A 24376-nucleotide genomic window follows, 5' to 3' on the forward strand; every position below is an offset into this window, starting at 1 on the left:
CCTATTCAATGGTGGGACTCCGTCCACGTTTTCGCTCATCGATGCGCCTTTGGCGTGAGTTTCCCATCGCGGACCACACAGACGCCGTCCACCAGGACCAGCCGCACATCGCGGAGTTCATCGGCACTGGCCACAACCACGTCCGCCATGCGACCGGCCTCAAGCCGCCCACGTCCGGGCGCGATGCCGGGAATGAGGTCGGCCGGGGCCGAGGTAGCCATGGCAACGGCGCCTGCCAACGGGCGGTGTCCACGCACGGCTATGTCTTGAATGGCCGAGATCAACTCATCATGGTCTCCGTCATGCCCATAATCCGTGCCGATGACCGAGATCAGTTCTGGTTCCCGAAGCAGGATGTCCCAGTGCTCGCGTGTCTTCACGGTGTGCCGGCGGTGGAGGAGATCGAACACGGATGCCTCGGCGGGCCACCCCATCTTCCTTCCCAGAACAGCCAGCTCGCGGGCCTCATCGGGAGTATGGGACGGATGGTTTGCGTGCGCGGCTATGACTGTCGCCCCACTCCCGTCAAGCTCAAGCATCATCTGACGCAGAACCTTGGCGGTCGCGGACGCGCTGTGGACAATTGCCGGCACGCCGAACGTTGACGCTGCCCGAATGCCTTCCCTGATCCCTTCGATAGCCGGAACAAAGGATGGCATGACCGAGTCCGTCACGAGTTTCGCAAGCTGGGTTGCAGTGAAGGCCTCAGTAAGCCCGGCCTCCTTGGCAGCTTCCGCCAAGGCATTTACGTTGAATGCCGCGACATCGATGAACCGGCCCAACACCGCTTCTTTGATGCGCCGGGCCTGGTCGATGGTGATGCGGATCCCGGAGGCCTTGTGGATGGCAGCCGGTATGTAGACCAGATCCTGGCCTCCTCCACCGAGCGTTTGGCCGCCGCCCAGTTCTCCAATGGCGACAGCACCGTCGTCGAGCATCTGTTCGACGCTCAGTTCCCGGGAGACGGCAGTGAGACCGTGCCCGTCAGCCATGGCAGCCGCTTGCACGCAGTGCGGCAGATGGGTGGTGGCGCCCCGGACGTGCACCGAGTGCCGGCGGTCGGCTTCGCGCACTTCGTCCATGGAAGCGAAACCACACAGGTTAAGGACCGTCGTGGTGCCCGACAGGAGATGCCTGTCCAAGTTGCCCATCCAACGCTCCTCGGGCAGCGCCGGTGCTGCGCTCGGGAACAACGGGCCGGGCGTCACTCCGTGGGTGTGCACGTTGATGAGGCCGGGCATGACGACGCACCCGGAAGCATCAATGACCTCTCCAGCGAAACTCAGGGTCATGTCCCAGTGGTCGAGCACATCTGCGATGCGGCCATCCCGAACCACGACCGCTCCGGCGGGCAGGACGGTTTCGCCGGAGCCCGTAACAACGGTGCCTCCGCGAATGAGCGTAGACATTCGCGCCCCTCTCGGCTAGTTTCATCATATCGAAGTTTGCTTCACTATAGCCGCAACGATGCGGCGTCGGAACCCCCGGACGGAGAACGATGGTGGCAAGGGCAGGGACGGAGCGGGATTTCATCGGGTACGGCGAAACCCCGCCTGATTTCCGCTGGCCGGGCGGTGCGCGAGTGGCAGTTTCCTTGGTGATCAACGTCGAGGAAGGCGCGGAGCGCAGCATCGCCCGAGGCGACGGTGCCAATGACCTCGGAGCCCATTGGATCCCCGCCAGTGCGTCGGCCGCCCGGAACCTGACGCTGGAATCCGCCTTCGAATACGGCTCGCGCGCAGGCATTTGGCGCTTGTTGCGGCTCCTCAGGAAACACGACGTCCGGGCCACAGCCTTCTGCTGCGCGGCGGCGCTGCAACTCAATCCTCCTGTTGCCGCGGCCCTGGTGCGCGACGGGCATGAAATAGCCGATCATGGTCACCAGTGGGACACGCACACCGACCTCGACGACGACGCAGAGGCCCGCCTCATCCGCACCTCCCGCGACGCGATCGAGGCGAGCACGGGACACTCCCCCACCAGCTGGTATTCCCGGGATGGACTCAAACCGGGGACGCGCACAGTGCTCGCCGGGAACGGATTCTCGTACGAGTCGAACAGCTTCAATGACGACCTGCCGCATCGGGGATCCGGATCCTCCAACCCGGATCTCCCCGTGCTGCCCTACGCCGGCGACACCAATGATTCCGGCCTCTTCAAGCAATTTCCCACTGCCGCAGCATTCGGAAACCACCTGATCGCCGCCCTTGAGCTGCTCGCTGATGATCCCCGCGGCGGCCCTTCAGTTATGAGCGTCGGGCTGCACCCCAGGCTGATCGGAAGGCCTGCGTATATTGGCGCGCTCGACCACTTCATTGCCCATGCGCGCAAGAACGGGGCGTGGATTGCCACGCGCGAAGAGATTGTGAACGCCTGGATTCAGATCACGACGCCGGAGCAGCCGACGGCGGCCGGCTCAGCGTAGGCGTAGGCGTAGGGCCACCTTATGGGCGGACGGGAAGAGTGAATGCCCGGCCGACAATACGATGCCGGCTGCTAATTGGCGGCGAGCAGCGCTCCCCATCCTTGGATTGGACGAGCGACGCCGGCTATGCGGAGGATGTGCCACAGCGTGGCAATCGCACTGTCCACCACAGGAATGCCGAACTCCTGTTCCAAGCCAGCCACCAAGTAGCCGGAACGCAGGTTGGTGCCAACGCACACCACTGCGTCAACGGCGTTCCCGAATGCGGGGCGAATCATGGCCTCGATCTCGCGGGCTCCCAAAAGGGCTATCTGCGGATTCGTCATCGACGCCTCCGGAACCGACATGGTCTGCACATCGACTCCGTGGTTGGCATACTCCTGCCTAATCCGGTGGGCGATGTCATGGGGACCAGGAAAAACGAGCCCGATTCGAGTGGCTGACAAGACCTTCACGGCCTCTACGACAGCCACGGACGCGGTGGTCGCCGGCGCGCCGCAGACGGCCTCCAGCTCGGCGCAAAGACCCCTATCGCGAGTGATTCCCGTCCAGGACCCTGACGTGCCGTGGAACGCGATGGCCTGCAGATGAGCGTCGTTCAACAAAGCCGGCGCCTCACCGAGAACGCCTAGATCCACGGCGTCATCGAGGCTTGGCGGCAAGCGGAACCGGCTGTAGTGGACTCCCAGGTCCGGCTGACCCGCCAGTATCGCGGCGGTGAGGGTTTCCGCATTCGAGTTGCTCGACGGGACAAGAATCCCCAGCCGCGTCGCCGGTCCGGGAACGCCCACGCCTAGTGGGCCTTGCCTAGGGACGGCGGTGTTGAGATTGCAAGCATCACGGCGGCCGAGTTCGTTTTGTTGCTCCACCAGTGCGGCAAGGAAGCATCATAGGTGAGGCTGTCTCCGGCCTCCAGCACGAAGTCCTGACCCCCAATGGTTGCCACCAGGTTGCCTGCTTGGAGGATGACGCACTCTTCGCCTTCGTGCGAGTGCGGAACGTGTGCGCCCTCAAAGTTCGCCGGAATGGTCATGCTGATGACACCCAGCTTCCGCTCCGAATCGGGGACGATGAGTTCCATGATGATCCCCTGCGACGGGATTTCGATGCGGCGCCGGTCTGCGCGCCGAACCAACATATGGTCCTGGCCCTCGTTGGGGTCAGTGAACATGCTGGCCAACGGCAGGTCAAGGGAGTTCGCAAGGCGAAGGAGGGTGGCAAAGGACGGATTGCCGATGCCGCGCTCGATCTGGCTGATGAGACCGGCGCTAACACCTGCGCGTTCAGCAAGCTCTTCCACGGTAAACCGGCCGAGACGCTGCTGTTTGATCATGACCCCGAGATGTGAAATCCAGAAGTCGCGTTCTTGTGGCTCGGCTACTTCGGTGCTTGCCGTTTCGGTGCTTTCCACGCCGACTCCTTCACTAGCCCTCGGATTTCCGTCAGTATATCGAAGATGATTTCGAGTGGGCATCTTTTTTGGTGCTGCAAATTCGACGGGCGCGCCGCCCGGGCCATTGGCGCTCATGCGGCACGCGAACCGGCATAGTTTGTCAGAAGCGAGGCGACTTCCTTCTCCCAATAGACCGCACAGCGATCGGCACCGCGGTCGAATACGCTTGCCGCCTTGGTCAAACCGGGGGCCGGTAGTCCGATACTGCTGCCTGCGCCTGATACCACGTCAACTACCCGCTGCGTGGCTTCCTGCAAGGCTTCGGGCCGCTCATCTCCGTGCCGTAGGAGGTCTGCTGCCAGGTCGGTGGGTCCCACCCAGCCGCCGCCAAAAGCATCACTGTAAACGAATTCTTTGACCCGCTCCACGGCTTCTGCCGTCTCGAACAACACTGTGAGCAGAGGAGATAACGAATAATCCATGCCAAAGGCCGAAGCGGGCGTGACCTGTCGCGGACGGGATCCCCCGGGGGCATATCGGGTGGCTTCAAATGCACGTTCAAGCTGGTCTACTGTCCGCACTTGAGGCAGCACAATCTCTTCAACGCCGGTATTGGCGAAGGCCAGGAGCGTGTTGGGGTCCAAGTCAGGCACCCGCACCGCAACCTTCACGCCGGAGCCTGCCAGCCGCTGGACCACATCGCCGCAGTCCCGGATTGTGATCCCGGTTTGCTCTGCATCGAGGACCACGAAATCCACTCCGGTACGGGCGAGCAGGGCAAGCAACGTCGGGGTGGGATCTGCAGTGATGATGCCAACGCTGCGCCCAACGGCGGCAGCCGGTTCCTTGATCATGGGGATTCTTTCTGAGAATGGAGGAAATGGAACAGCGCAGGGCACCCGGGCGCAGGGGAAGTTATTCGTCCGGAACGAACTGCCAGTCGGCAGGTTTGCTGACTCCGACGATGAGCTCCACGTGCTCCTTGCCATCGTTGGTGATCCCGTGTGTGGTGCCACGCGGGATGTAGATAGCGTCGCCTGGTTTTGCCCGGTATGTGGTGTCTCCGAGGTGGACGATCGGCGTTCCACCCAGGACCACATAGAACTCGGATGCGTCCGGGTGGTGGTGGCACAAGTGGTGTTGGCCCGGCAGGATCCTTCCCCAGCTGACGCAGAGGTCATCAGACCCGCTAAGGTCCCTGGAGATGAGTGTACTGACCAGTCCTTGGTCACGCTGTCCGTTGAGCCCCACCTTATCCAAGGCCGTGAAGCCTTGCTCATGGACGTTGTGCACCAGTCGATCAAGTCTGACTGGGGCTGTGCCCGCCTCGCCCGGACGCATCACGCCGCACCTTCGAATGCTGCTTGGGCCTTGATGCCTTCGGACTGTACAGGCGGGTGCTCCTTCCACCACCGCGCGATTTCCTCACGCGTAGCGAACCAGACGCCGGTTTGGGCAAGGGCGTATTCAAGGAACCGGCGCACTCCGTGGGCAACGCTGGGCCTCCCACCGATGCGCAAATGCAGCCCTACCGACATCATTTTCGGTACCGTCTCGCCTTCGATGAGAAGGCAATCGAGGGTGTCCTTCAAAACGTTGAAGAAGTCTTCCCCGGTACCCAGGCTGCCGTTACCCCAGAAGCGAGCATCGTTAGTGTCTCCGGAGTAAGGCACCACCAAGTGGGGGTGCGAGCCCGCCTGGACGTAATACGGAAGGTCGTCGGCGTAGGAATTCGAGTCGTAGAGCACGCCCTCCTCGGCCAGAATCGTCCGCGTGTTCTCAGTGATGCCTTCCCGCACATACCAGCCGACCGGCCTCACACCGGAAACTGCCTCGACGGCGGCCAAGGACTTGCGGATCTCCCTGCGTTCTTCGTCCGGTTCCATTCCCACGGTTCCGCGCCACTTGTATCCGTGGGCGCAGATCTCGTGCCCGTCCCGCACAATCGCACGGGCCGCCTCAGGATTCCGCTCCAGTGCTGCTCCACAAGCCATGACCGTGGCCTGCAGGTTGTATTCCCGGAGCATCCCAAGGTAGCGCCAGATGCCTACACGGCTGCCGTACTCAAAGAAGGACTCCTTCATGAGACTCCGCCGCGACGGGTCGGCTGACCAGCCGCCAAAGATCGAGACATCCTCGTCGAGTTCGTCACCGGCCTCAATGGAGCTCTCGGCGCCTTCCTCATAGTTCAACACCAAGGAGACAGCCACTTTGGCGCCATGCGGCCAAGTGACAACAGGAGGGTTCTCCCCATATCCAATCAGGTCCCGCATTGTCTCTCTCCTTGCTGTTGGTTGGCATCCATCGCAGCATCCTTCTCGGATTCCTGCTGACCCCGGATCACTGGAATGGCTAGTACGTTTCTCTGGCAATCGCGGCATGCATTTTCATTATATTGATGAGTCTTCACTTTACAATCGTGACCCTTCATAAACTTTCCGGTGCGCCGCCAGAGACGTCTTGAGCATGCTGTCGACGTCGTCAATGACGTTTCCATGCGCGGGGGCGATCAGCCGGGCCGGGTGGCTCGCCAAAGTGTCTTCGATTGCCTGGAAGGCTAAGCTGACGTCGACAAATTTGGTCCAGTACAGTGCACGGCCCGTCCCGTACGCCGCCTGTTCGACGGAAGGGGGTGCCGGCATTTCACTGGAGAGCAACCGGCACTGCCCTGGCAAATGCACGGGCTCATCGTCCTCATCCGGCGCCGGAATGTCATGGATGTAGGAGAAGCCGTCGGAAACGAACATGATCCTGGCACCGGAGTCATACCCCCAGAGCGTATTCTCCAGGTCCCGGATGTAGGCCGGAAGGAACCGGAATTCCCTGCCGCCCAAGTCCAAAGACTCTCCGGCAGCCTTGGCCATGAGGCGGTCCGCATACTCGGGAAAATGCAGTGCATAATCGCGGACGTCACCCACTACCACTGCCGACGGGTAACGGGCCAGAAGGAACGGAAGGTTTCCTGCGTGCGGGATTTCCGGATGCGTCGGGAAGACGTAGTCGAGCGTCCGTCCTCCGAGAGCACGCTCCAGCTGTGCCAGCACAGTGCCCCGGTGGGCCGGATCCCCCGTGTCCACCAGAATGGAAGCTTTCGATCCGATCACAAGGTAGGAAGACACGTGGTAGTGGACTTCCTGGCCTTCGGCACTGGCTGACAGGCATCCGCCGAGCCAGTATGCACCTTCACCAATGACGCGGCCAGTAGCGGTCTCCCCGCCCGGAATATTGAAACTCATTGAATGCCCACCCTCCTGATCGCAGCGGCAAGGGCCTCGGCCGCAGCAAGGGATTCCGCTCGGCCAACAATGGGCTCGCCATAGCTGGGCCCGATGGCATTGACGTGTAGCCGGCCAACGATTTCTTCAACGTCCCGCGCAATGTCATGCGTATCAGCCATGGCAAACCACCGGAACTTATGGAGGCCTGCACTGGCATTCGACGCGCCATAAGAGCCGTGGGTGAAGGAATCCGAGGTCAACAGTGCCCCACATTCGGGGTCGAAGATCCACAAGGTCGGCAGGAGCCGCATCAGGGGCGAGACAAACTGCAGTGTCAGGCCGTCCATGACCTCAACATCAAGTGATGTCCCCGGGGTGACCATGATGCGCCGCGGGACAGCTGTGGTCCTTGGCACGGTGATGCCGCCGGTGTACCAGACAGATTCGACGTCGAACCGGGCCTCGATCGCCGGAAGGTTCAGGCAGCATTCCATTTCCGTTCGCGTCAGTACGACGGCGAGCCGTTCGCCTGGTTCAAGAAGGGCGTCCAGTTGCCGAATGATTTCCGCCTCGTGAAGCCGGATGCCGGTGTCCACCAGCACTGAACCTTTGCTTCCCTTGATGAGGTAGCAATTGACGGGCTGGGTGACGTGCACGCCAGGCGGACACCAACTGACATGCTCGTCCAGGAGGATGTCAGCTCCCAGACGGTGAACGCGGCTACCGATGAGGCTATGGGCGTCGTTGGCGACGACTGCCGCTTGGGCTGTGTGTGACTTCAACGCCTTCTCCTCTCTCAGTCCCCGGAGGATGGCCTAGGCGGCCTTGGCCGAGTCCCAAACCGCAATGGCCTCATCCAAGCTGCAGACATCGTGGCGGGCCTTCATCACCGTCAATGCGGCGTCATGGACCACGGTGTCGTACGCGCCCACTGCGTCCTCCAGCAAGACCGCATAGAAGTCGTTGTGGACGGCATCACGCAGCGTCGCCTCGACGCATCCACCGGTTGAAACTCCCACGAGTGCCACGGATTCGATGCCCTGGCTGCGCAGGAGGAGCGCCAATTCAGTGCCCACAAACGCGCTGGGCCGGCGCTTGGTAATAACTACCTCCCCCTCCTCAGGCCGGCACTCTGCGCAGAACTCCGTGGCCGGATCGCCCTTGAGGCTGAGCCTGCCCAGGTCAATGGGCCGGCCATTGGCAGCCGTGTACAAAGCCCGCAACCAGGCGGGAGGTGAGCTGGCGCCGTCGGGCAGGTTTTCCACGCGGATGTGGAAGATCGGCACGCCATTCTTCCGGGCTGATTCGATGGCCCGTCCGCAGCGCTTCGCGACCGCCGGCATCATGCTGAGGTCGTGGCCGGAGTCACCAATTGCGCCACCGGCATACACTGCGCCTTCCTGCATGTCGATCACCACAAGGGCCGTCGTGGCCGGATCGAGCAATTCCTGAAGGGTATCGCGGACCTGCTTGCCGCAGATTTCAATCATGGGGGACTTCCTTCTGTGAGGTGGTGCCGGCCGGGTTCGACGACGATCGGCCGGCACCATGTGAGGCTGCGTGGACGCTAGCGGCCGAGCGAGTTGAAGTAGATCTGGCCGTTGGTCAGGGGCACTGCCCCCGACAACCCGGTCTTGGTGACCAGCACGCCCTTCGTTTCAACGAGCGAGAGGATCGCGGCGCCGTCATCTACCAGCCCGGCCATCTTCTTGAGAAGGTCGGTGCGCTTGTCCGCCTGGTTGTCCGGCGTCGCGGCGAGTTCCGCGCGGGCCTTGTCGAATTCCGGGTTGGACCATCCCGTGCTGTTGCTCGGGGCCCCGGTTCCGTAGAACGCGTAGCTGTAGAAGGCAGGATCTGCGATCACAATCGGCTCGGAGTACAACACTGCCTGGTAACGGCCTTCGATCAGTGCCGTGGAGAAGTCGGTGGAGCTGGCGACGTTCTGCAACTGGACGTCAATGCCCACCTCCTTGAGCATGGACTGGATCAGGACAGCAGACTTTGCGGCCACGGGACCCGGACGGGTGGCGCTGTAGCTCAGGGTCAGTGGGAAGCCATTACCATAGCCGGCCTCCGTCAGCAGTTTCTTAGCCTGGTCCTTGTCGAACTTATAGATGGCCGAATCTTCCACCATGGGGAAGATGGATCCTGCCGGTTCGCCGAAGCCAGCGTAGGCACCTTTCACCAAAGCCTCACGGTCGATGGCCATGGACAAGGCGTGGCGAACCTTGGGGTCAGCCAGCGGACCTGTCTTGGTATTGATCATCATGGTGTCGCGGGTTTGGCTGGGGCAGTTCAGGACAGTCACGCCCGGGGCCTTTTCCAGGGACTTGTACTGGTCGTAGTCGAAGCCGTTGGCCACCTGCACTTCGCCGGTCTCCACGAGCTGGCTGCGCGTTGCGGTACTTTGGACAGCTTTGACGACCACACGCTTCACAGATCCACGCGTGCCCTCCCATTTGGGATCCGCCGTCACTGTCAACGAGGCGCCCGGCGTGAATTCTTCGAGCTTCCAGCCGCTGTAGTCGGCGAGGTTTTTCGAAAGCCAGGCATTCGCCGTCGGATCGTCAGCAGTGGCGTGCTTCTTCGCCTCGGTGCTGTCGTGGATGTAGAACAGGTTGTTCTGCAGGGATTCTTCGGTGTAGGACGTCAGGCCAGTGGTGTTCAACTGGATGGTCTGGTCGTCAATCACCTTGACCAGATCGTCCACATTGAACCCGCTGCTCTTCAGCGTGCCCTTCATGACGGGTTGCCGCTTCATGCCGATATCCAGACTCCATCGGACGTCTTCGGCCGATAGAGTGTTGCCGAACTGGCTGGTGAGTTTGCGGAGTTTGACCACGACGCCGGCCCCGTCCGGGCTCGGCTGGGCGCTTTCGGCCAGGCGGCCGGTAACCTCCGTGGACGGCTCAGGGCAGGTCTTGCCATCGCTGGCTGCGGATTTGTACTCGAGTAATTGCGAACCGAGGCCGCTGAGGACGACGTGAGAGGCACTGCCTCCCCAGGGCGCCGGCGTCAGGCTGTCCGGGAGGGCTCCAACAGCAACAACAACGTTGTCGATTGATTGGCTGGCTGCCGGCTGCGGGGTGGACCCGCCGCAGGCGACAAGGGACGTGGTGAGGGCGACAGCAGCGCCCCCGGTGAGCAAACGCAGACTTTTCATGGTGTGACTCCGTTTATTGGGGGGAAGCTACGACTGTGCGGTCTCGTAGCGGTAGGCCCGCTTGTGGCCAGCCCTGATAATGGGCTCCACGTCGCGGATGTTGCTGATGAAATTGCCGTGGGTTGGGGCCACGGATTTAACGCCAATTTCATCAATAAGATGAAGAACGCGATCGTAGACTGCGTCCGCGTCGTTGGCGAAGCGGGCCCAATAGAGTGCGCTGCCGGTGAAGAACGCAGCATTCTCGACGGCGATGGGCACCGAAAGTTCGCTGGTGGTGAGTCCGCATTCGCCCGGGAGATGTACCGGGTCTTCATCGTCGAGCTCGGGGCGGTGCATGTAGCAGAAGCCATCGGCAGTGAAAAGCACGCCGGCTTCGGGAGCGAACCCCCATTGAGTGTTTGGCAGGTCCCGGATAAGGGCTTCCACCACAACAAACTCCTGACCACCCAGGTCAATCCGGTCTCCAGGCACCTTTGCGTGGAGGTTGGGAACGATCTGAGGGTAGAACAGATGGTAGTCCCGGATATCGCCCACTACTTGGATGCTTGGGTACTTCTCCACAAGCCGCGGAAGATTTCCTGTGTGTGGAAGCTCGGGGTGCGTGGGAAAAACGTAGGTCAGTTCGCCGCCACCCAGCAATTCGTCGAGCGTGCGGGAAATGATGGGCCAACTGGAGGGGTTACCGGTGTCCACCAGTATGGACGAGTGCCCGCCCTGGACAAGGTACGTGGAATTGTGGCCGTGGATCACACGGTCGGCCAGGTGGAAAGGCAGGCAGGAACTCATCCAGGTGACGCCCTTCGCAACGCTGCGAGGGAGGTCGCTGCTCATAGTTTCTACGAGTTGTTCTTCCATGATGGTCTCCTAAACCAACTGCGGGGTAAGGGCGTCGAGCATGAAATCCAGGTGACGCCGCACGACGTCGCGTCCCTTCAAGACGCAACCGCGGGAGGGTGCCACGATCTCGGGGTCCAGGGAGTCGAACTTGTCCTGGAGCCATTCCCTCAAGGGCCCACATGTGGAGCGCGGAATCCACTCGTACTTCGCGTAGAGGTGGCCGGCCACCTGTTCCACTGTTGTGGTGTCTTCGACTGTGGAGTCGATGACGCGCTGGCCGTCGGGACGCTCCATGACGCCATGGGTGAAAGTGTCCGAAGTAAACAATGTGCCTGTTTCCTCGTCCCATCCCCAGAAGGTGGGGAGGAGCCGCAGCAGGGGAGATTCGACACTGAGTACGCGTCCAGGACCTATCTCGATCTCGGCGGCCCGCGCCATCGAATCGCCTTCCTCCGTCCGCTGCGCGTCAATCTGGTGACGGCGGCCGCGGAGCGCCAGCCGGCTCACGTCATCGAAAGCGTCGAAGGGATTGATGACCCCTCCAGTGAACAGCCGCTCGATGTCGAACCTGCCCGCTATGGGCTCAAGGTTGGACACGCAGTCCATCTCGCTTCTGGTGAAGAAGATGGAGACTCCCCCGCCTTCGCCGATCAGCGTTGCCAGGTCCTCCAGGATCTCTTCCCGATGGACAGCCAATCCGGAATCGATGAGGAGTCTTGAGGAGCCCTCGCTCAAGAGGTAGGCGTTGGAGGGCTGGAATCCTGTTGCACCCTGCGGAACCCAACTTACGCGGCCGTCGAGCGGGATTGACCCCCCGAGGACCGTCAACTTGTCTGCATGCAATGAAGTGAACATATCTTCAATCTATTGAATATCGAGGGTTTGTCAAGGATTTTCTTCCAGAGAGGGCCTCAACCCTGTTGCACGACCGGCTCTGCAACAGGCCGCAGCTTGGAAGGACGCTTCACGCCACGGATCACGTTGTTGCGCGTTCGCGGATCCATCAGCGTGATGAGGGCATCCAGCAACACGTAGCCCAAGAGGCTAGTGGCACCCATAATGAGGACGAATCCCTGAATAACGGGCACATCGCCCTTGAGAACGCCATCCAGCGACCATCCGCCCACCCCTGGCCAGGAGAACACGCTTTCGATGATGGCCGCGCCGCTGAGTGCAGCGGCAAACAGCAGGACCATGTACGTCATCAAAGCCCCGCGAACATCACTGAGCGCATACCGGAAAACTTGCAAGGGCCTCAGTCCGCATGCCCTGGCAAATTCAATCTGGGGTGAATTCAGCACTTGGAGCAGGCCTGTCCGAACGGTCTTTCCGAACGGGGCCGCGAAGAACAAGCCCATGGTGATAATGGGGAGCACAGCCCGGCTCAAGATGGATTGCATCGTTCCCCAATGTCCGGCTATCACCGCATCCAAGGCAAGTGATCCCGTGACCCTGGGCGGTGGAATATCCGAGCTGGACAGCATGCCCAGCGGCGCAGGGGCCAAATGGAGTTGTTGGTAGAAAATGAAGAGGAGAAGGAGAGCCAGGACAAACTCGGGCATTGCCATGAGGACCGAGACACCTGCCGTGAAAGCCCTGTCCGCGCCCCGCCCATATCGGTAGGCCGCCCATGTGCCCATCCCCATCCCAATGAGCAGCGCCAGGAGGAGCCCGGGCACCAAGTAGACCAAGGTGTTGGGCAGCCGCGTCCAGATCTCGCTTGATACCGGGCTTCCCGTGAAGAACGAGTTTCCGAGGTCACCGCTCAAAGTGCGGCCGATGTAATCCAGGTAGCGTTCCCAGAACGGCTTATCCAGTCCTAATTGAGCATTGATCCGGGCGATATCGGTGGGCGTGGCGTACTCGCCCAAGAGAGCAATTGCAGGGTTTCCCGGAAGCAAGGACACCAAGCCAAAACTCAAGGTAATGAGTCCCAGGAGAAGCAGGAAGGCAATGACGATTCGGGACAGAATGTAGCGGATCATACCGTGGCCGCCCTTTCTCCTGGAGTGTACGGAATGGGTGGCATTGCCGCAGCCATCAGGGCCTGGGTGTAAGCCTGTTGCGGATTGGAAAGGACATCGTCCGTGGATCCCGTTTCAACGAATTTCCCGCGGTGCATGACTGCAACGCTTGAACAGAAGTGCCTTACCGTCTCAATGTCGTGTGAGACGAACACGTAGGTCAAACCCCTCGCAAGCTGAAGCTCTGCAAGCATGCGAAGGATGGACGCCCTGATGGTCAGGTCAAGAGACGAGGTGGGCTCGTCAAGGACCACCAGCGTGGGATCCGTGACGAGGCAGCGGGCAATTCCCACCCTTTGCTGTTGGCCCCCGCTGAGGTTTGCGGGCCTGCGGTTCAGGAACTCCCGGGAGAGGCCCACTTCTTCCAGCGTCGCCGTTACCTTGCTAAGCCGTTCCGCCCGGGAACCGTACGTCTTCGCGACAATGAGGGGTTCCTCAACGATCTGCCGGATAGTCAGGCGTGGATTCAGGGATGCGAAAGGCTCTTGGAAGACAATCTGCCAGCGCCGGCGCCGTTTCCGCAGCTGCGCTTTCGACAATTGCCGGATGTCCTCCCCTTCCAGCATGATTGTGCCGGAATCTGCCTCAATGAGCCTGAGGATCAGACGGCCAAGTGTGGACTTGCCCGAGCCGCTTTCACCAATAATCCCCAAGGTCTCACCGCGCTCCACAGAGAGCGAGACACCATCAACGGCCGTCACCGGCAGCCCCTGCGGGCTTCGGAACGTCTTCCTGACGTCCTTCAATTCAATGATGGGCATGATCAGATGCTCCTGGATTCGGAGAGTTCAGTAGGATGCGTAACACCGGCCACTTTTGGCTGGCTCGTGTCCGAAACGACTGTGCGTGATGCGGCAGCGCGCGGGACGGCTGCGTCCGAGACGGCCGTGTCCGAAACGGCTGCGTCCGGGCGTCCCTTCCCGGACGGACCGGCTTTCGGCTGTACTACGGAATTAAGCAGCGAAACAGTGTAGGGGTCCTGCGGCCGGACAAACACTTCGGATACTGGCCCGTGCTCAACGATGCTGCCCTGGTACATCACCAGTACGCGGTCACAGTAGTTAGCCACGACACCAAGATCATGCGTGACAATGAGCATGGAACGGCCGCTCTCTTTCGTCAGCCTGGACAATGTGTCCATCACTTGGCGCTGCACCGTGAGGTCCAGCGCCGTCGTCGGTTCATCCGCGATTACCAAACGGGGGTTCAGGTACAAAGCCATGGCGATGACCACACGCTGGGCCATTCCGCCGCTGAGCTCGTGGGCATAGCCGCGCATCACGCGTTCTGGATCGTTGACGCCGGAGGAAGCCAACAGGTCCAGCGCCCGGCCACGCGAGCCGGCGTCGACTTTGACTCCGTGCGCCTTGGCTATATTCGCGAACTGCTTTTCTATGCGCAGTACAGGGTTCAAGGCGCTAAAGGGATTCTGCGCCACGAAGCCGATCTCCTTGCCGCGGACGCGACGGATCTGCCGCTCCGGCAAGCGAATGAGATCCTCACCGTGGAATTCGGCAGTGCCCTCCATGACACGTCCAGGCGGCATGAGGAGTTTAATGACCGAGCGCACCACAGTGGACTTACCCGATCCTGATTCGCCCACCACACCGACGATCTCGTTGGCGCCGACGTCGAAGGAGATACTGTGCAGGGCACGCGTCACGCCACTGCGGGAGTGGAACTCGGTCACCAAGTCCCGTACGTGAAGTCCTGTCATCATCGCGCCCGTTCCACTCGCTCGATTTTGGTTTCGATTGCCCCTGCGATCACGTTGAGTGAACCGATGGCCAGGAGCATTGCCAGCGTCGGGAATGCTGCAGCCCACCATTCACCACGGATAAGCATGCTCACTCCGTCATTGATCATGGCTCCCCACGTGGGGGTGGGCGGCTTGACGCCCACTCCAAGGAAATTCAGTGCCGCAATAGTTCCAAGGGCGTTGGCCGCGGTAAGCGTTGCCTGCACCAGGACCACGCCATACGCGTTCCGGAAGATGTGGTTGAAGGCGATCCGGATGGGCGAGCAACCAATCGCCGCCGCAGCCTCCACGTAGCGGGCCGAACGAAGGGCCATGGCGGACGCCCGCGAGAGTCGAACAAAACGCGGTGCTGCCACGATCGCTATGGCGAGAACGACGTCGGCGGCCCCGCCGCCCATGAGCTTAATGGCGACGACGGCGATCACGATGATGGGCAAGGCCGCGAAGGCGTCAATGATGCGCATAATAACGTCGCCCAACCTGCCGCTCGTGGCAAACAATCCCAGCGGAACGCCCACCACAAGCGACAACGCTGTCGCTGCGAGGGCCACGGGAAGGTCCAGCTTGGCGGCCTCAATGGTACGGGAGAAAATGTCCATCCCGTTTCCATCTGTGCCGAACCAGTGCGTTCCATTGGGTGCGATGGCGATCGCGTCAGTGTCCGGACGCAGTGGATCATGCGGGAGCGGGGCGAACATTGCCATGAGGGGCAGGCCAACGATGATGGCCACCGCAATGGCGACCAGGACCGCACTGGATTGGTTGATCAGAAGGGTCTGGCCCCGGCGCGCCCACCCCGCAACGCGGAGGCCCGGCGACGTCCGCGGGAGTCCTTGAATACTCATGGGACCTCCTTCGCGGAGTTGTCCGTGTTGTTGGGAGCGAAGTAGGAGGTGGTCATGGTGGCATCGAACCCACTCGCAATGTATTGAAGATCGTCCTGATGCAGGACCGGTGGCTGTTGCATGTTCAGCTCCTGTTCGGACCTTGTCGGGCAGGTGCCTCATATCAAAGTCTCATCACTTTATTGAATTTGACTGTAGCTGTAAGTGTGACGAATTGCACTCTTTTCCTGAAAATCGTGGATTCTGCAGGGATCGCGATGGGGTCCGCGCGCATTTTATGGTCCGACGGCGAGCCCTCCCGCCTGACGGCACGGGCGTCATAGGGGCCCCGCAACCCATTGACACCATGATGAAGTGACTTCAATATAGTGAGCAAGAGCCGATTGTGTTGAAGTTGGCGTGCTGTCGAGTCCAGCAGCCACAGACCAGATGAGGAACGAAACCCACTATGTCGAACTTTCAAGAATCAGCAGTAGCCATCAAACAGTCTGCCCACGGTCAGCCCGTGAAGTACTTGCTCCACGACGGCGAACTCGTCGACTACGCTGACGCCCGCCTCCATGTGCTGAGCACCTCGCTGAAATATGGCGTCGGAGTTTTTGAGGGTTTCCGTGCGTACTGGAGCGAAGACGAGCAACAGCTTTATGCCTTCAGGGTGGCGGACCACATGAAGCGGCTGATCGATTCCATGAGGGTAGTGGAGATCGATGGACCGCAGGACGTGCGTGAACTCGGCGATCAATTGTTGGGGCTCATCCGAGCCAACGATCTGCGCGGCAACCTCCACATGCGGGCCCAGGTGTTTGTTGACTCCAAGGATGGCAAACCGGAGGACACCGGCCCCTCCACCGTATTCATGGCAGCCATTCCCATGGGCAACTATTTCGGGGGCACTGGCTTGAATGTCCAGATCAGCAGCTGGGCCCGGTTGTCCGACCGGTCCATGCCACCGAGGATAAAGTCGATTGCCAACTACCAAAACGGTCGGCTGGCGTTGTTGGAGGCCAAACGGAACGGCTACGACGCTGCCCTGCTGCTTACGGAGAGCGGACACGTCGCCGAAGGCGCCGGTTACAACGTCTTCATGGTGCGCCAAGGAAAGCTGTGCACTCCCCCGGTGACAGACAGCATCCTGGAGGGAATCACACGGGACAGCGTGCTGCATCTCGCGCGCACCGAACTAGGACTCGACGTCGATATCCGCCCGATAGACCGCACCGAGCTCTACTCCGCCGAAGAAGTGTTCGTGTGCGGCAGCGCTGCAGAGGTCAACCACGTTGCATCAGTGGACCGCACCACCATCGGTCAGGGAACGGCCGGGGACATCACCCGCAGTCTTCAGGAACTCTATCGGCAGGCCGTCGTAGGACGCGTTGCCGAAGACCAGGGGTGGGCTACACCCGTCTACCCGTCCTGAGAGGAGGCCACGAATGGAGAATATTCAAACGTTGCCCACCGTCCCCCGCATAGGCTACGAGAACGCTTCCCCGTCCTTTGACGCGAACGCCCGTCCCCTCCTCACCGTCAATCAGGGCGAGCACTTCTGGCTGGACGCACGAAGCCTGCTCACTGGAGGCCTCTTCGAAGAGACAGGTGAGTACGAGAAATTGTCTATTCCCGTCACTGGCCCCGTTGCCGTCCGCGGCGTGAGTCCGGGTGATGCCATTCGGGTCGACGTCCACGAAATCCGAATCGCCAACCGTGGAGCGATGGTCACCCTTCCAGGACGAGGCGGCTTCACACGCGGCCTCGGCCGGGCCGGCCACGTGGTGGAGATCGTTGAGGATCAGGTGGTGTTCAGCGACGGGATCACTATTCCCGTCCGGCCCATGGTGGGGAAGATTGGTGTGGCACCTGTCGGTGCCGGCCCGAATTCCAGCACCGTGGGAATTCATGGAGGCAACATGGACTGCAAGGACGTGACGGCTGGTGCCGCCGTCGTCATATCTGCCCAAGTGGCCGAAGCGATGCTGTACGCCGGTGACCTGCACGCAGCCCAAGGCGACGGCGAATGCTCGCTGACCGCCGTCGAAGTGGAAGGCAGCGTCCGGCTGTCATGCACGGTTGTCCCCCGCGAAACCAGTCCCGACTCTGGTATCAAGCGGCCAGTGGTCCTCAGCGGCGGTTCAGTCATCACCATGGGCGACGGCGAGACGCTCGACGAGGCTGCGAGGCTCGCGTTGGACGACATGCTGGAGATGCTCCAGGCGGACAGGAAATGGTCGCGGGAGAGGACTGCAATGCTCCTTAGCGCGGCCGCGGACGTTTCCGTCTCGCAGCTCGTCAATGCCCGTGTCTCAGCCAAAGTAACCCTGGCCTCGCGCTATTTCAGCGTCGAACCCTTCTCCCTTGATGCTTCCGACACTATGAATGTGCAGGTTTCAGATGTTTGATCTCCTTCTGACCAACGGATTGGTCGTGACGCCCTCCGGTGCCAGCAAGCTGGATATCGGTATTTCCGATGGCAAGATCGTCTCGCTCCGCGCACCGGGCGCGGGCGCACCCGACGAAGCCCGGGAGGTGGTGGACCTTAAGGGTCAGCTTGTGGTGCCCGGCGGCGTGGACCCCCACGTCCACACGAATTCCGTCCTTCCAACCGCTGCCGAGAGCGGCATCATGTGCTTCGGACCGGACCGCGTCAGCGAGGGCGCCATTTACGGCGGGACCACCACGCTTGTTGATTTCGCACACTGGAAGCCCGGTGACGAGCTGTCCGAGTCGTTCGCACGGAAGTCGGCCGAGTGGTCAGGATCCACGTACACGGACTACGCGCTCCACGGTACGTTCAAGGAACCTGAAATCCCCTTCGAAGTTTTGGAGCAGATTCCAGACGCCGTGGCAGGCGGGCATGGCAGCTACAAGGTGTGGATGACGAATACGACGCCCACCCGCCCGAAACAGAAAACTGACCTGGGCAACATGTGGGGGTTGATGGAGCAAACGGCTGCCGCCGGCGCGATGCTTGCCGTGCACGCCGAGGACGACGACATCGTCATGTACTCCTACAAGAAGTTGCAGCGCGAGGGCAAGACCGGCATCGAATACATGCATCACGCACACAACAACCTCTCAGAGAAACTCTCCTTTCAGCGCGCGATTACCCTTGCCCAGCACGTAGGTGCACCCATCTATCTGATGCACGTCAGTGCACGCGAAGGCGTCGACGCCATCCGCGAGGCCCGCGGACGTGGCCAGGCTGTATACGGCGAGATCCTTCCGCACTACGCCTATTTCACAGCCGACGACTACCGGCAGAAGAACGGCGCAATTTACCACACGTACCCGTCGCTGAAGTCCGAGGATGACCGTGACTCGATGTGGGAATCGCTGCTCAATGGCTCGCTCAGCACCTTGGCCACCGATGGAGTGTGCACCGATCTGGACGTGAAAACGCGTGGCAAGACCATATTCGACGCCACCGGTGGTCACGCCGGAGTGGAAATGCGAATGGCCGTGGCGTACACCGAAGGCGTGGCAAAGCGTGGCCTGGACCTGACGCGTTTCGTCGATATAACGTCTGCGAATGCGGCGAAGATCCTTGGCCTTTATCCACAGAAGGGCGTCATCTCGATCGGCAGCGACGCTGACCTGGCAGTACTGGATACCAGTGCGGAGCGGAAAATTACTGCCTCGGATCTTCACGAGGCAGACTACACACCCTGGGAGGGCTACAAAGTCGCTGCGTGGCCGAGCATGACCGTGCTTCGCGGAACAATCATGGTGAAGGACCGGAAGCTGCTCATGGGCCCCGGCGGTTCGCTGCTCAAACAACGAGTATCCAGCGACGTGCTCAACCGGCCGGCTTGCTGAGACTGAATTTGAGGTGCCCACGCGACCAGGCGAGTACCGCCGTCGGGCGTTAACGGCGAGTGCCCCACCCCAAGTAAAGGACATTTGGGTGTGGGGCACCTAAGTTAGGCTTCGGGACTAAGTCAGGCCACGCGACTAGGCGAAGTCGGAAACTGCCGGGTCCGGGCCGATGCGGCCTTCGGCACCGCGGTCCAAGCCACTGATGGCCTCGACGTCGGCGTCGTCCAGCTTCACGCCCAAGGCGGCGAAGTTCTCTTGGATACGGGATTCCGTAACCGACTTGGGGATCACCACGTTGCCGATGGCCAAGTGCCATGCGATGACAACCTGGGCCGGGGTGGCGCCATGCTTGGCTGCGATTTCGCCGACCGTGGCGTTCTCCAACAGCTCCCCACCTTGGCCCAGCGGCGACCAAGCCTGCGTCAGGATGCCCTTGGAGGCGTTGAACGCGCGCAGTTCCGCCTGGTTGAAGAACGGGTGCAGTTCCACCTGGTTGATAACCGGAACAACTCCGGTTTCATCGATGATGCGCTGCAGTCCCTCAACCGTGAAGTTGGAAACACCGATGGACTTGACCCGGCCGCGCTTCTTGAGTTCGATCAGGGCCTTCCAGGTGTCCACGAACTTGTCCTGCTTGGGCTGCTGCCAGTGGATGAGGTAGAGATCCAGGGTCTCAAGGCCCAGGCGGTCCATGGATTCTTCGAACGCGGCAAGGGTGGACTCATAGCCTTGGTCGGCGTTCCAGAGCTTGGTGGTGATGAAGATTTCTTCGGCGGAAAGGCCAGAAGAAGCAATTGCGCGGCCCACCCCAGACTCGTTACCGTAAATCTTTGCGGTGTCGATGTGGCGGAAGCCCGCTTCGAACGCTTGGCGCACAACTTTTTCGGCTACATCGTCTTCAACTTGCCACACCCCGTAGCCGAGCTGGGGGATGGTGTTGCCGTCGTTGAAAGTAAGTGTTGGTGACGAAGTCATGTTTGCCATCCTGCCAGCAATGGGTTGCCTGAGGCACCAAATATTACAGAGATCAGCTATCCGCTTAACTATTTGCGCTCTCACAATATAGGCGGGCGCCAGTAGTTGCGCACGCTTCCTTTATTGGATCTCTGGAGCCTGCAGTTGGCGTTCGGCGTCGGCAACCTGCTCGAAGACTGACTCCGCACGGCGCCTAACGGACAATGCGCCCACAGGGACGGGTCCAACGGCCAGCCGAAGCATGGCAGCTGCTTCTGCTGTAGTGGCCAAGGAATTCCCAGCCTTGGACAGTGCGCGGTGGACACCCGCGAGAGAACCAGGAACGTCCAGACCATCGCTCGGCGCCCTCTTTTGGGCTTCCACGCAGATGGTTCTCACACGAGGAGACAACTCAGCCAGCTCATTCGCGATCTCCACGAGTTCCTTGTAGAGCTGGTCGTCGTCGACACCCTCAAGGACTTGGTGGTACCGGTCCAATCCGCGGTGAAAGCGATCGTGGGCGCGGCGCCACAGCCCCTTACCCAGCTCAAGATCGTCTTTCCGCCCTTGCCGGACGGCCCCAAAGAAACCCACGGTCAAGCTCAGAGGTACTGGCCCGGGCCATGGTCCGGATCTTCGGGACGGCCCTGGGCCGCTGCTCCGGGCGCACCCGGTGCGGCGGCCCGCTGGGGTTGACCGTTTTCGCCGATGACAATGCCGGGCGCAATGACAGTTCCTGGGGGAAGCTGACGGAGTTGCATCTGTGCCTTTGCGGCCTGCTGTGCCGCGACAGCAGCCTGAATGCCGTGGAAGAGTCCCTCCAACCAGCCGACGAGCTGGGCTTGGGCGATGCGAAGCTCTGCATCCGATGGCGCCTTCTCCTCTGGGAAGGGAAGACTGATGCGTTCCAGCTCTTCGATGAGCTCCGGCGCTAGTCCGTCCTCGAGTTCCTTGATGGAGCGCTCGTGAATCTCTGCGAGCCGGCCCCGGGCAGCATCGTCCAGCGGTGCACTCTTCACCTCTTCAAGGAGTTGGCGGATCATGGTGCCGATCCTCATTACCTTGGCTGGCTCGTCAACAAGTTCCTGGAGGTTCGTGCCCCGGGGTTTGGAATCCTTGACAGGTAGCGCATTGCCCGAATGCTCTTCTGTGGGCGTGCTGGTGCCCTCGTCCAAGGTGGTTCCCTCCACGGGGGTGTCGTCCGAAGCCTCATCCGTGGGCTGAATGTCGTTCAGATCGCTCATCCGTTCATACTCTCATGCGGTTCACGGGAACCTGGGTCCAGGCCCGGATTTTGGACTTCGTTCGTAGCGAAACTAACCGTCAGCAGCAGCGGCCTTGTGGGTTGTTGTCCTGCCGGTCCGTCCGGTCCCGCCAGAACTCGCGTTCTGTCATGGCGGGACCGGGGTGGCCTGTGGCGGTGAAGTGGTCCAGGTACTTCCGGTACGCGTCAGCGCCCATGAGTGAGCCCATGTAGGCGGCGAAGCCCCGGAAGCCCTTGACGACGGCGTGCATTAGTGGTGCCCGGCCTTTTGTGTGCGTTGCCCGGCCGGCAAGGCGTTCCATTCGGCGAGCAACTCCTTCTCTGCCGGGGTCGGGAACAGCCCGGCGGGGGCGAAGACCTTGGAAGCTACTGCTGGATCCTCGTGGTCCTTGCCTCCACCGGCACGGAAGGCCTTGATGGTAGCGATCACTGCCGTGAGGATCACGATGATGCTCAAGACCACGAAGATCACGGACAGCACGCCCTGGATCATAGTGTTACGCACTACCGCCTCCATGGCTTCCACCGTTTTGGCGGTGCCGAACGACGTCTTGCCATCGGCCAAGGCCTTGGAGAACGCCTGGTTGTTGGCAAAGTAGCCCACGGCGGGAACCGGCGAGAAGATCTTGTGGAAGCTTGCCGTAATGGTCACGACGGCGGCAAAAGCCAGCGGGACCGCGACGATCCACAGCCACTTGAACACCCCGCGCTTGGCAACAATAGCCATGCACACTGCCAGGGCAATGGCAGCCAGGAGCTGGTTCGCGATGCCGAACAACGGGAAGAACGTATTGATCCCACCCAGGGGATCCGTAACGCCCAACAAAAGCACCGCACCCCACGCTCCCACCATGACGGCCGTGCACAGCCAAGCGCCCGGGCGCCATGCGGGCTCCTTGAACTTGGGCACGAAGTTGCCGATGGAGTCCTGCAGCATGAACCGGGCTACGCGGGTTCCGGCGTCCACGGCCGTAAGGATGAACAGGGCTTCGAACATGATGGCGAAGTGGTACCAGAAGGCCATCATTGCCGGCCCGCCAATGAATTGCTGCATGATGTGGGCCAGGCCCACCGCCAAGGTGGGCGCTCCACCCGAGCGCGAGATGATGCTCTCCTCCCCCACGTCCTTGGCCGTCTGCGCCAAAACCTCAGGAGTGATGTTGACGTTGGCCAAGCCAAGGCTGTTCACCCAGTGCGCTGCGGATTCCACGGTGCCGCCCGTGAGTGCGAGGGGTGCGTTCATGGCGAAGTAGATACCGCGATCGATCGAGATGGCAGCCACCAGCGCCATGATGGCCACAAAGGATTCCATCAGCATCCCGCCGTAGCCAATGAAGCGGGTCTGGCGTTCCTTCTCGATCAATTTGGGCGTGGTACCCGAAGAGATGAGTGCATGGAAACCGGACAACGCTCCACAGGCGATGGTGACGAACAGGAACGGGAAGAGAGCCCCGGAGAAGACCGGGCCGTTCTCACGTCCCGCGAACTCACTGAACGCCGGGACACTGATTTCCGGGCGGACCACGATGATCGCGACGGCAAGCATCACGATCACACCGATCTTCATGAACGTGGACAAGTAGTCCCGCGGCGCCAGGAGCAACCACACAGGCAGGATCGCCGCGATGAAACCGTAAATGATCAGGCCCCACGCGATCGTGACCTTGTCCAGGTGGAAGAACGCTGCGCCCCATTCGGTACCGGCCACGGCACCGCCACCAATGATCGCTGCCATCAACAGCACGAAGCCGATGATGGACACTTCCATGACCTTGCCCGGACGGAGATAACGCAGGTAGACACCCATGAACAGTGCGATGGGAATCGTCATGCCCACCGAGAACACACCCCACGGGCTTTCACCCAGGGCGTTGACCACTACGAGGGCAAGAATGGCCACGATGATGATCATGATGAGCAGCGTTGCCACCAGCGCCGCCGTGCCACCGATGACACCGAGTTCCTCACGGGCCATCTGGCCCAGCGAACGGCCACCACGGCGCATGGAAAAGAACATGACCAGGTAATCCTGCACCGCGCCGGCAAGAACGACGCCGATGATGATCCAGATAGTGCCGGGCAGATAGCCCATCTGGGCCGCAATGATCGGGCCCACCAAGGGTCCAGCACCCGCAATAGCCGCGAAGTGGTGGCCGAACAGGACGTTACGGTCAGTGCGAACGTAGTCCTTGCCGTCAGCCTTGTACTCCGCCGGAGTCGCTCGCCGGTCATCAGGCTTCAACAAGTACCGCTCAATGACCTTGGAATAGAAACGGTAACCAATCAGGTAGGTACACACCGCAGCGAATACAAACCAGATGGCGTTCACCGTCTCCCCGCGGACCAAAGCCAGCATGAACCACGCCACGGCCCCCAGCAGGGAAACCGCCACCCAGATTCCAATCCTCGCCGGAGTCCACCTGCGCTCCTCGGCATCCAGAACAGCTTCATCAACGGCAGTCGGGGGCAGCGCAGGATCCAGCCCTGTCGCAACTTCTGTTTGGTCAGGTTCTGTATGGTCAGGGGTCATGCCCGTGTCTCCTCCTTGAGAACTGCTGCGGTTGTGGCCGCGGGTGCGCTGAACAGTCAGGGCACGGTAACAATGAGGACAGACAGAAGATGGGGGTGACACAGGAACCCCGGTGGTCTTGCGGTAAGCGGTAGTAGCGCTGCGGTGGGCG

At 61.1% G+C, this 24376-nt stretch carries 26 protein-coding genes; 4 read left to right on the forward strand and 22 right to left on the reverse strand.

The features are described from left to right. Nucleotides 1-35: 35 nt before the first annotated feature. A complete protein-coding gene (locus tag KSW38_RS00175) occupies nucleotides 36-1409 on the reverse strand; it encodes an amidohydrolase family protein (RefSeq protein WP_216921274.1) in 1374 nt (457 codons plus the stop codon). Between the two features lie 89 nt (nucleotides 1410-1498). Between KSW38_RS00175 and KSW38_RS00180 the strand changes: the two genes are divergently transcribed. Beyond that, the gene (locus tag KSW38_RS00180) at nucleotides 1499-2425 is read left to right on the forward strand and encodes a polysaccharide deacetylase family protein (protein WP_216921275.1); all 927 of its coding nucleotides are present in this window, start codon (nucleotides 1499-1501) and stop codon (nucleotides 2423-2425) included. A gap of 71 nt (nucleotides 2426-2496) precedes the next feature. On the opposite strand, the gene KSW38_RS00185 is transcribed toward KSW38_RS00180, so the two are convergent. The 16 genes from KSW38_RS00185 to KSW38_RS23600 all read right to left on the reverse strand — a co-directional run bounded on the left by KSW38_RS00185 (nucleotide 2497) and on the right by KSW38_RS23600 (nucleotide 15789). Then, nucleotides 2497-3216 carry a maleate cis-trans isomerase family protein gene (locus KSW38_RS00185; RefSeq protein ID WP_216921276.1) on the reverse strand — a complete coding sequence of 240 codons (720 nt, stop codon included), beginning with the start codon at nucleotides 3214-3216 and terminating at the stop codon, nucleotides 2497-2499. Between the two features lie 2 nt (nucleotides 3217-3218). Beyond that, nucleotides 3219-3836, reverse strand: a complete 618-nt coding sequence (locus KSW38_RS00190) for a cupin domain-containing protein (protein WP_216921277.1) — start codon at nucleotides 3834-3836, stop codon at nucleotides 3219-3221. 113 nt (nucleotides 3837-3949) lie between these two features. Beyond that, complete coding sequence (locus tag KSW38_RS00195) at nucleotides 3950-4672, reverse strand: aldolase/citrate lyase family protein (protein ID WP_216921278.1); 723 nt, start codon at nucleotides 4670-4672, stop codon at nucleotides 3950-3952. Nucleotides 4673-4733: 61 nt separating this feature from the next. After that, the gene (locus KSW38_RS00200; protein WP_216921280.1) at nucleotides 4734-5111 is read right to left on the reverse strand and encodes a cupin domain-containing protein; all 378 of its coding nucleotides are present in this window, start codon (nucleotides 5109-5111) and stop codon (nucleotides 4734-4736) included. Between the two features lie 47 nt (nucleotides 5112-5158). Next, nucleotides 5159-6091: a polysaccharide deacetylase family protein gene (locus KSW38_RS00205; protein WP_216921282.1), complete on the reverse strand. Its 933-nt coding sequence runs from the start codon at nucleotides 6089-6091 to the stop codon at nucleotides 5159-5161. A gap of 138 nt (nucleotides 6092-6229) precedes the next feature. Beyond that, nucleotides 6230-7054 carry an MBL fold metallo-hydrolase gene (locus tag KSW38_RS00210; RefSeq protein ID WP_216921284.1) on the reverse strand — a complete coding sequence of 275 codons (825 nt, stop codon included), beginning with the start codon at nucleotides 7052-7054 and terminating at the stop codon, nucleotides 6230-6232. Beyond that, nucleotides 7051-7818 carry an MBL fold metallo-hydrolase gene (locus tag KSW38_RS00215; protein WP_216921286.1) on the reverse strand — a complete coding sequence of 256 codons (768 nt, stop codon included), beginning with the start codon at nucleotides 7816-7818 and terminating at the stop codon, nucleotides 7051-7053. The genes KSW38_RS00210 and KSW38_RS00215 overlap by 4 nt, the downstream gene beginning before the upstream one ends. Before the next feature lie 33 nt (nucleotides 7819-7851). Beyond that, the gene (locus KSW38_RS00220; protein WP_216921287.1) at nucleotides 7852-8526 is read right to left on the reverse strand and encodes a cysteine hydrolase family protein; all 675 of its coding nucleotides are present in this window, start codon (nucleotides 8524-8526) and stop codon (nucleotides 7852-7854) included. Nucleotides 8527-8603: 77 nt separating this feature from the next. Beyond that, nucleotides 8604-10199, reverse strand: a complete 1596-nt coding sequence (locus KSW38_RS00225; RefSeq protein ID WP_216921288.1) for an ABC transporter substrate-binding protein — start codon at nucleotides 10197-10199, stop codon at nucleotides 8604-8606. A gap of 27 nt (nucleotides 10200-10226) precedes the next feature. Next, a complete protein-coding gene (locus KSW38_RS00230) occupies nucleotides 10227-11057 on the reverse strand; it encodes an MBL fold metallo-hydrolase (protein ID WP_216921289.1) in 831 nt (276 codons plus the stop codon). 9 nt (nucleotides 11058-11066) lie between these two features. Continuing rightward, the gene (locus KSW38_RS00235; protein ID WP_216921290.1) at nucleotides 11067-11894 is read right to left on the reverse strand and encodes an MBL fold metallo-hydrolase; all 828 of its coding nucleotides are present in this window, start codon (nucleotides 11892-11894) and stop codon (nucleotides 11067-11069) included. A 56-nt stretch (nucleotides 11895-11950) separates the two neighbouring features. Further along, complete coding sequence (locus KSW38_RS00240) at nucleotides 11951-13024, reverse strand: ABC transporter permease (protein ID WP_216921291.1); 1074 nt, start codon at nucleotides 13022-13024, stop codon at nucleotides 11951-11953. Then, nucleotides 13021-13824 carry an ATP-binding cassette domain-containing protein gene (locus tag KSW38_RS00245; RefSeq protein ID WP_216921292.1) on the reverse strand — a complete coding sequence of 268 codons (804 nt, stop codon included), beginning with the start codon at nucleotides 13822-13824 and terminating at the stop codon, nucleotides 13021-13023. The genes KSW38_RS00240 and KSW38_RS00245 overlap by 4 nt, the downstream gene beginning before the upstream one ends. A 2-nt stretch (nucleotides 13825-13826) precedes the next feature. Further along, the gene (locus tag KSW38_RS00250; protein WP_216921293.1) at nucleotides 13827-14783 is read right to left on the reverse strand and encodes an ABC transporter ATP-binding protein; all 957 of its coding nucleotides are present in this window, start codon (nucleotides 14781-14783) and stop codon (nucleotides 13827-13829) included. Then, nucleotides 14780-15667 carry an ABC transporter permease gene (locus tag KSW38_RS00255; RefSeq protein ID WP_216921294.1) on the reverse strand — a complete coding sequence of 296 codons (888 nt, stop codon included), beginning with the start codon at nucleotides 15665-15667 and terminating at the stop codon, nucleotides 14780-14782. Before KSW38_RS00255 ends, KSW38_RS00250 begins: the two co-directional genes overlap by 4 nt. Beyond that, nucleotides 15664-15789, reverse strand: coding sequence for a hypothetical protein (locus KSW38_RS23600; protein WP_256449671.1), 126 nt, complete (start codon nucleotides 15787-15789; stop codon nucleotides 15664-15666). The genes KSW38_RS00255 and KSW38_RS23600 overlap by 4 nt, the downstream gene beginning before the upstream one ends. Nucleotides 15790-16115: 326 nt before the next feature. On the opposite strand from KSW38_RS23600, the gene KSW38_RS00260 reads away from it, so the two are divergent. From KSW38_RS00260 to KSW38_RS00270, 3 genes are read left to right on the forward strand one after another with little or no spacing between them, the layout of a single operon-like run. Continuing rightward, the gene (locus KSW38_RS00260) at nucleotides 16116-17084 is read left to right on the forward strand and encodes a branched-chain amino acid transaminase (RefSeq protein ID WP_216921295.1); all 969 of its coding nucleotides are present in this window, start codon (nucleotides 16116-16118) and stop codon (nucleotides 17082-17084) included. 13 nt (nucleotides 17085-17097) lie between these two features. After that, a complete protein-coding gene (locus tag KSW38_RS00265) occupies nucleotides 17098-18060 on the forward strand; it encodes an acetamidase/formamidase family protein (RefSeq protein ID WP_216921298.1) in 963 nt (320 codons plus the stop codon). Next, nucleotides 18053-19477: an amidohydrolase family protein gene (locus KSW38_RS00270; RefSeq protein ID WP_216921301.1), complete on the forward strand. Its 1425-nt coding sequence runs from the start codon at nucleotides 18053-18055 to the stop codon at nucleotides 19475-19477. Before KSW38_RS00265 ends, KSW38_RS00270 begins: the two co-directional genes overlap by 8 nt. A 135-nt stretch (nucleotides 19478-19612) precedes the next feature. On the opposite strand, the gene KSW38_RS00275 is transcribed toward KSW38_RS00270, so the two are convergent. From KSW38_RS00275 to KSW38_RS00295, 5 genes are all read right to left on the reverse strand, one after another. After that, nucleotides 19613-20452, reverse strand: a complete 840-nt coding sequence (locus KSW38_RS00275) for an aldo/keto reductase (RefSeq protein ID WP_216921305.1) — start codon at nucleotides 20450-20452, stop codon at nucleotides 19613-19615. A 120-nt stretch (nucleotides 20453-20572) separates the two neighbouring features. Next, on the reverse strand, nucleotides 20573-21025 hold the full coding sequence (locus KSW38_RS00280; protein WP_216921308.1) for a hypothetical protein: 453 nt from the start codon (nucleotides 21023-21025) through the stop codon (nucleotides 20573-20575). Between the two features lie 8 nt (nucleotides 21026-21033). Continuing rightward, nucleotides 21034-21675, reverse strand: coding sequence for a bacterial proteasome activator family protein (locus KSW38_RS00285; RefSeq protein WP_216921311.1), 642 nt, complete (start codon nucleotides 21673-21675; stop codon nucleotides 21034-21036). Nucleotides 21676-21754: 79 nt separating this feature from the next. Continuing rightward, entirely contained in the window at nucleotides 21755-21946 is a 192-nt protein-coding gene (locus tag KSW38_RS00290) for a YbdD/YjiX family protein (protein ID WP_216921314.1), read from the reverse strand. Further along, complete coding sequence (locus KSW38_RS00295) at nucleotides 21946-24225, reverse strand: carbon starvation CstA family protein (RefSeq protein ID WP_216921317.1); 2280 nt, start codon at nucleotides 24223-24225, stop codon at nucleotides 21946-21948. Before KSW38_RS00295 ends, KSW38_RS00290 begins: the two co-directional genes overlap by 1 nt. Between the last annotated feature and the right edge of the window lie 151 nt (nucleotides 24226-24376).

The organism is Paenarthrobacter aromaticivorans (assembly GCF_019038615.1).
In the GTDB taxonomy this organism is placed as follows: domain Bacteria; phylum Actinomycetota; class Actinomycetes; order Actinomycetales; family Micrococcaceae; genus Arthrobacter; species Arthrobacter aromaticivorans.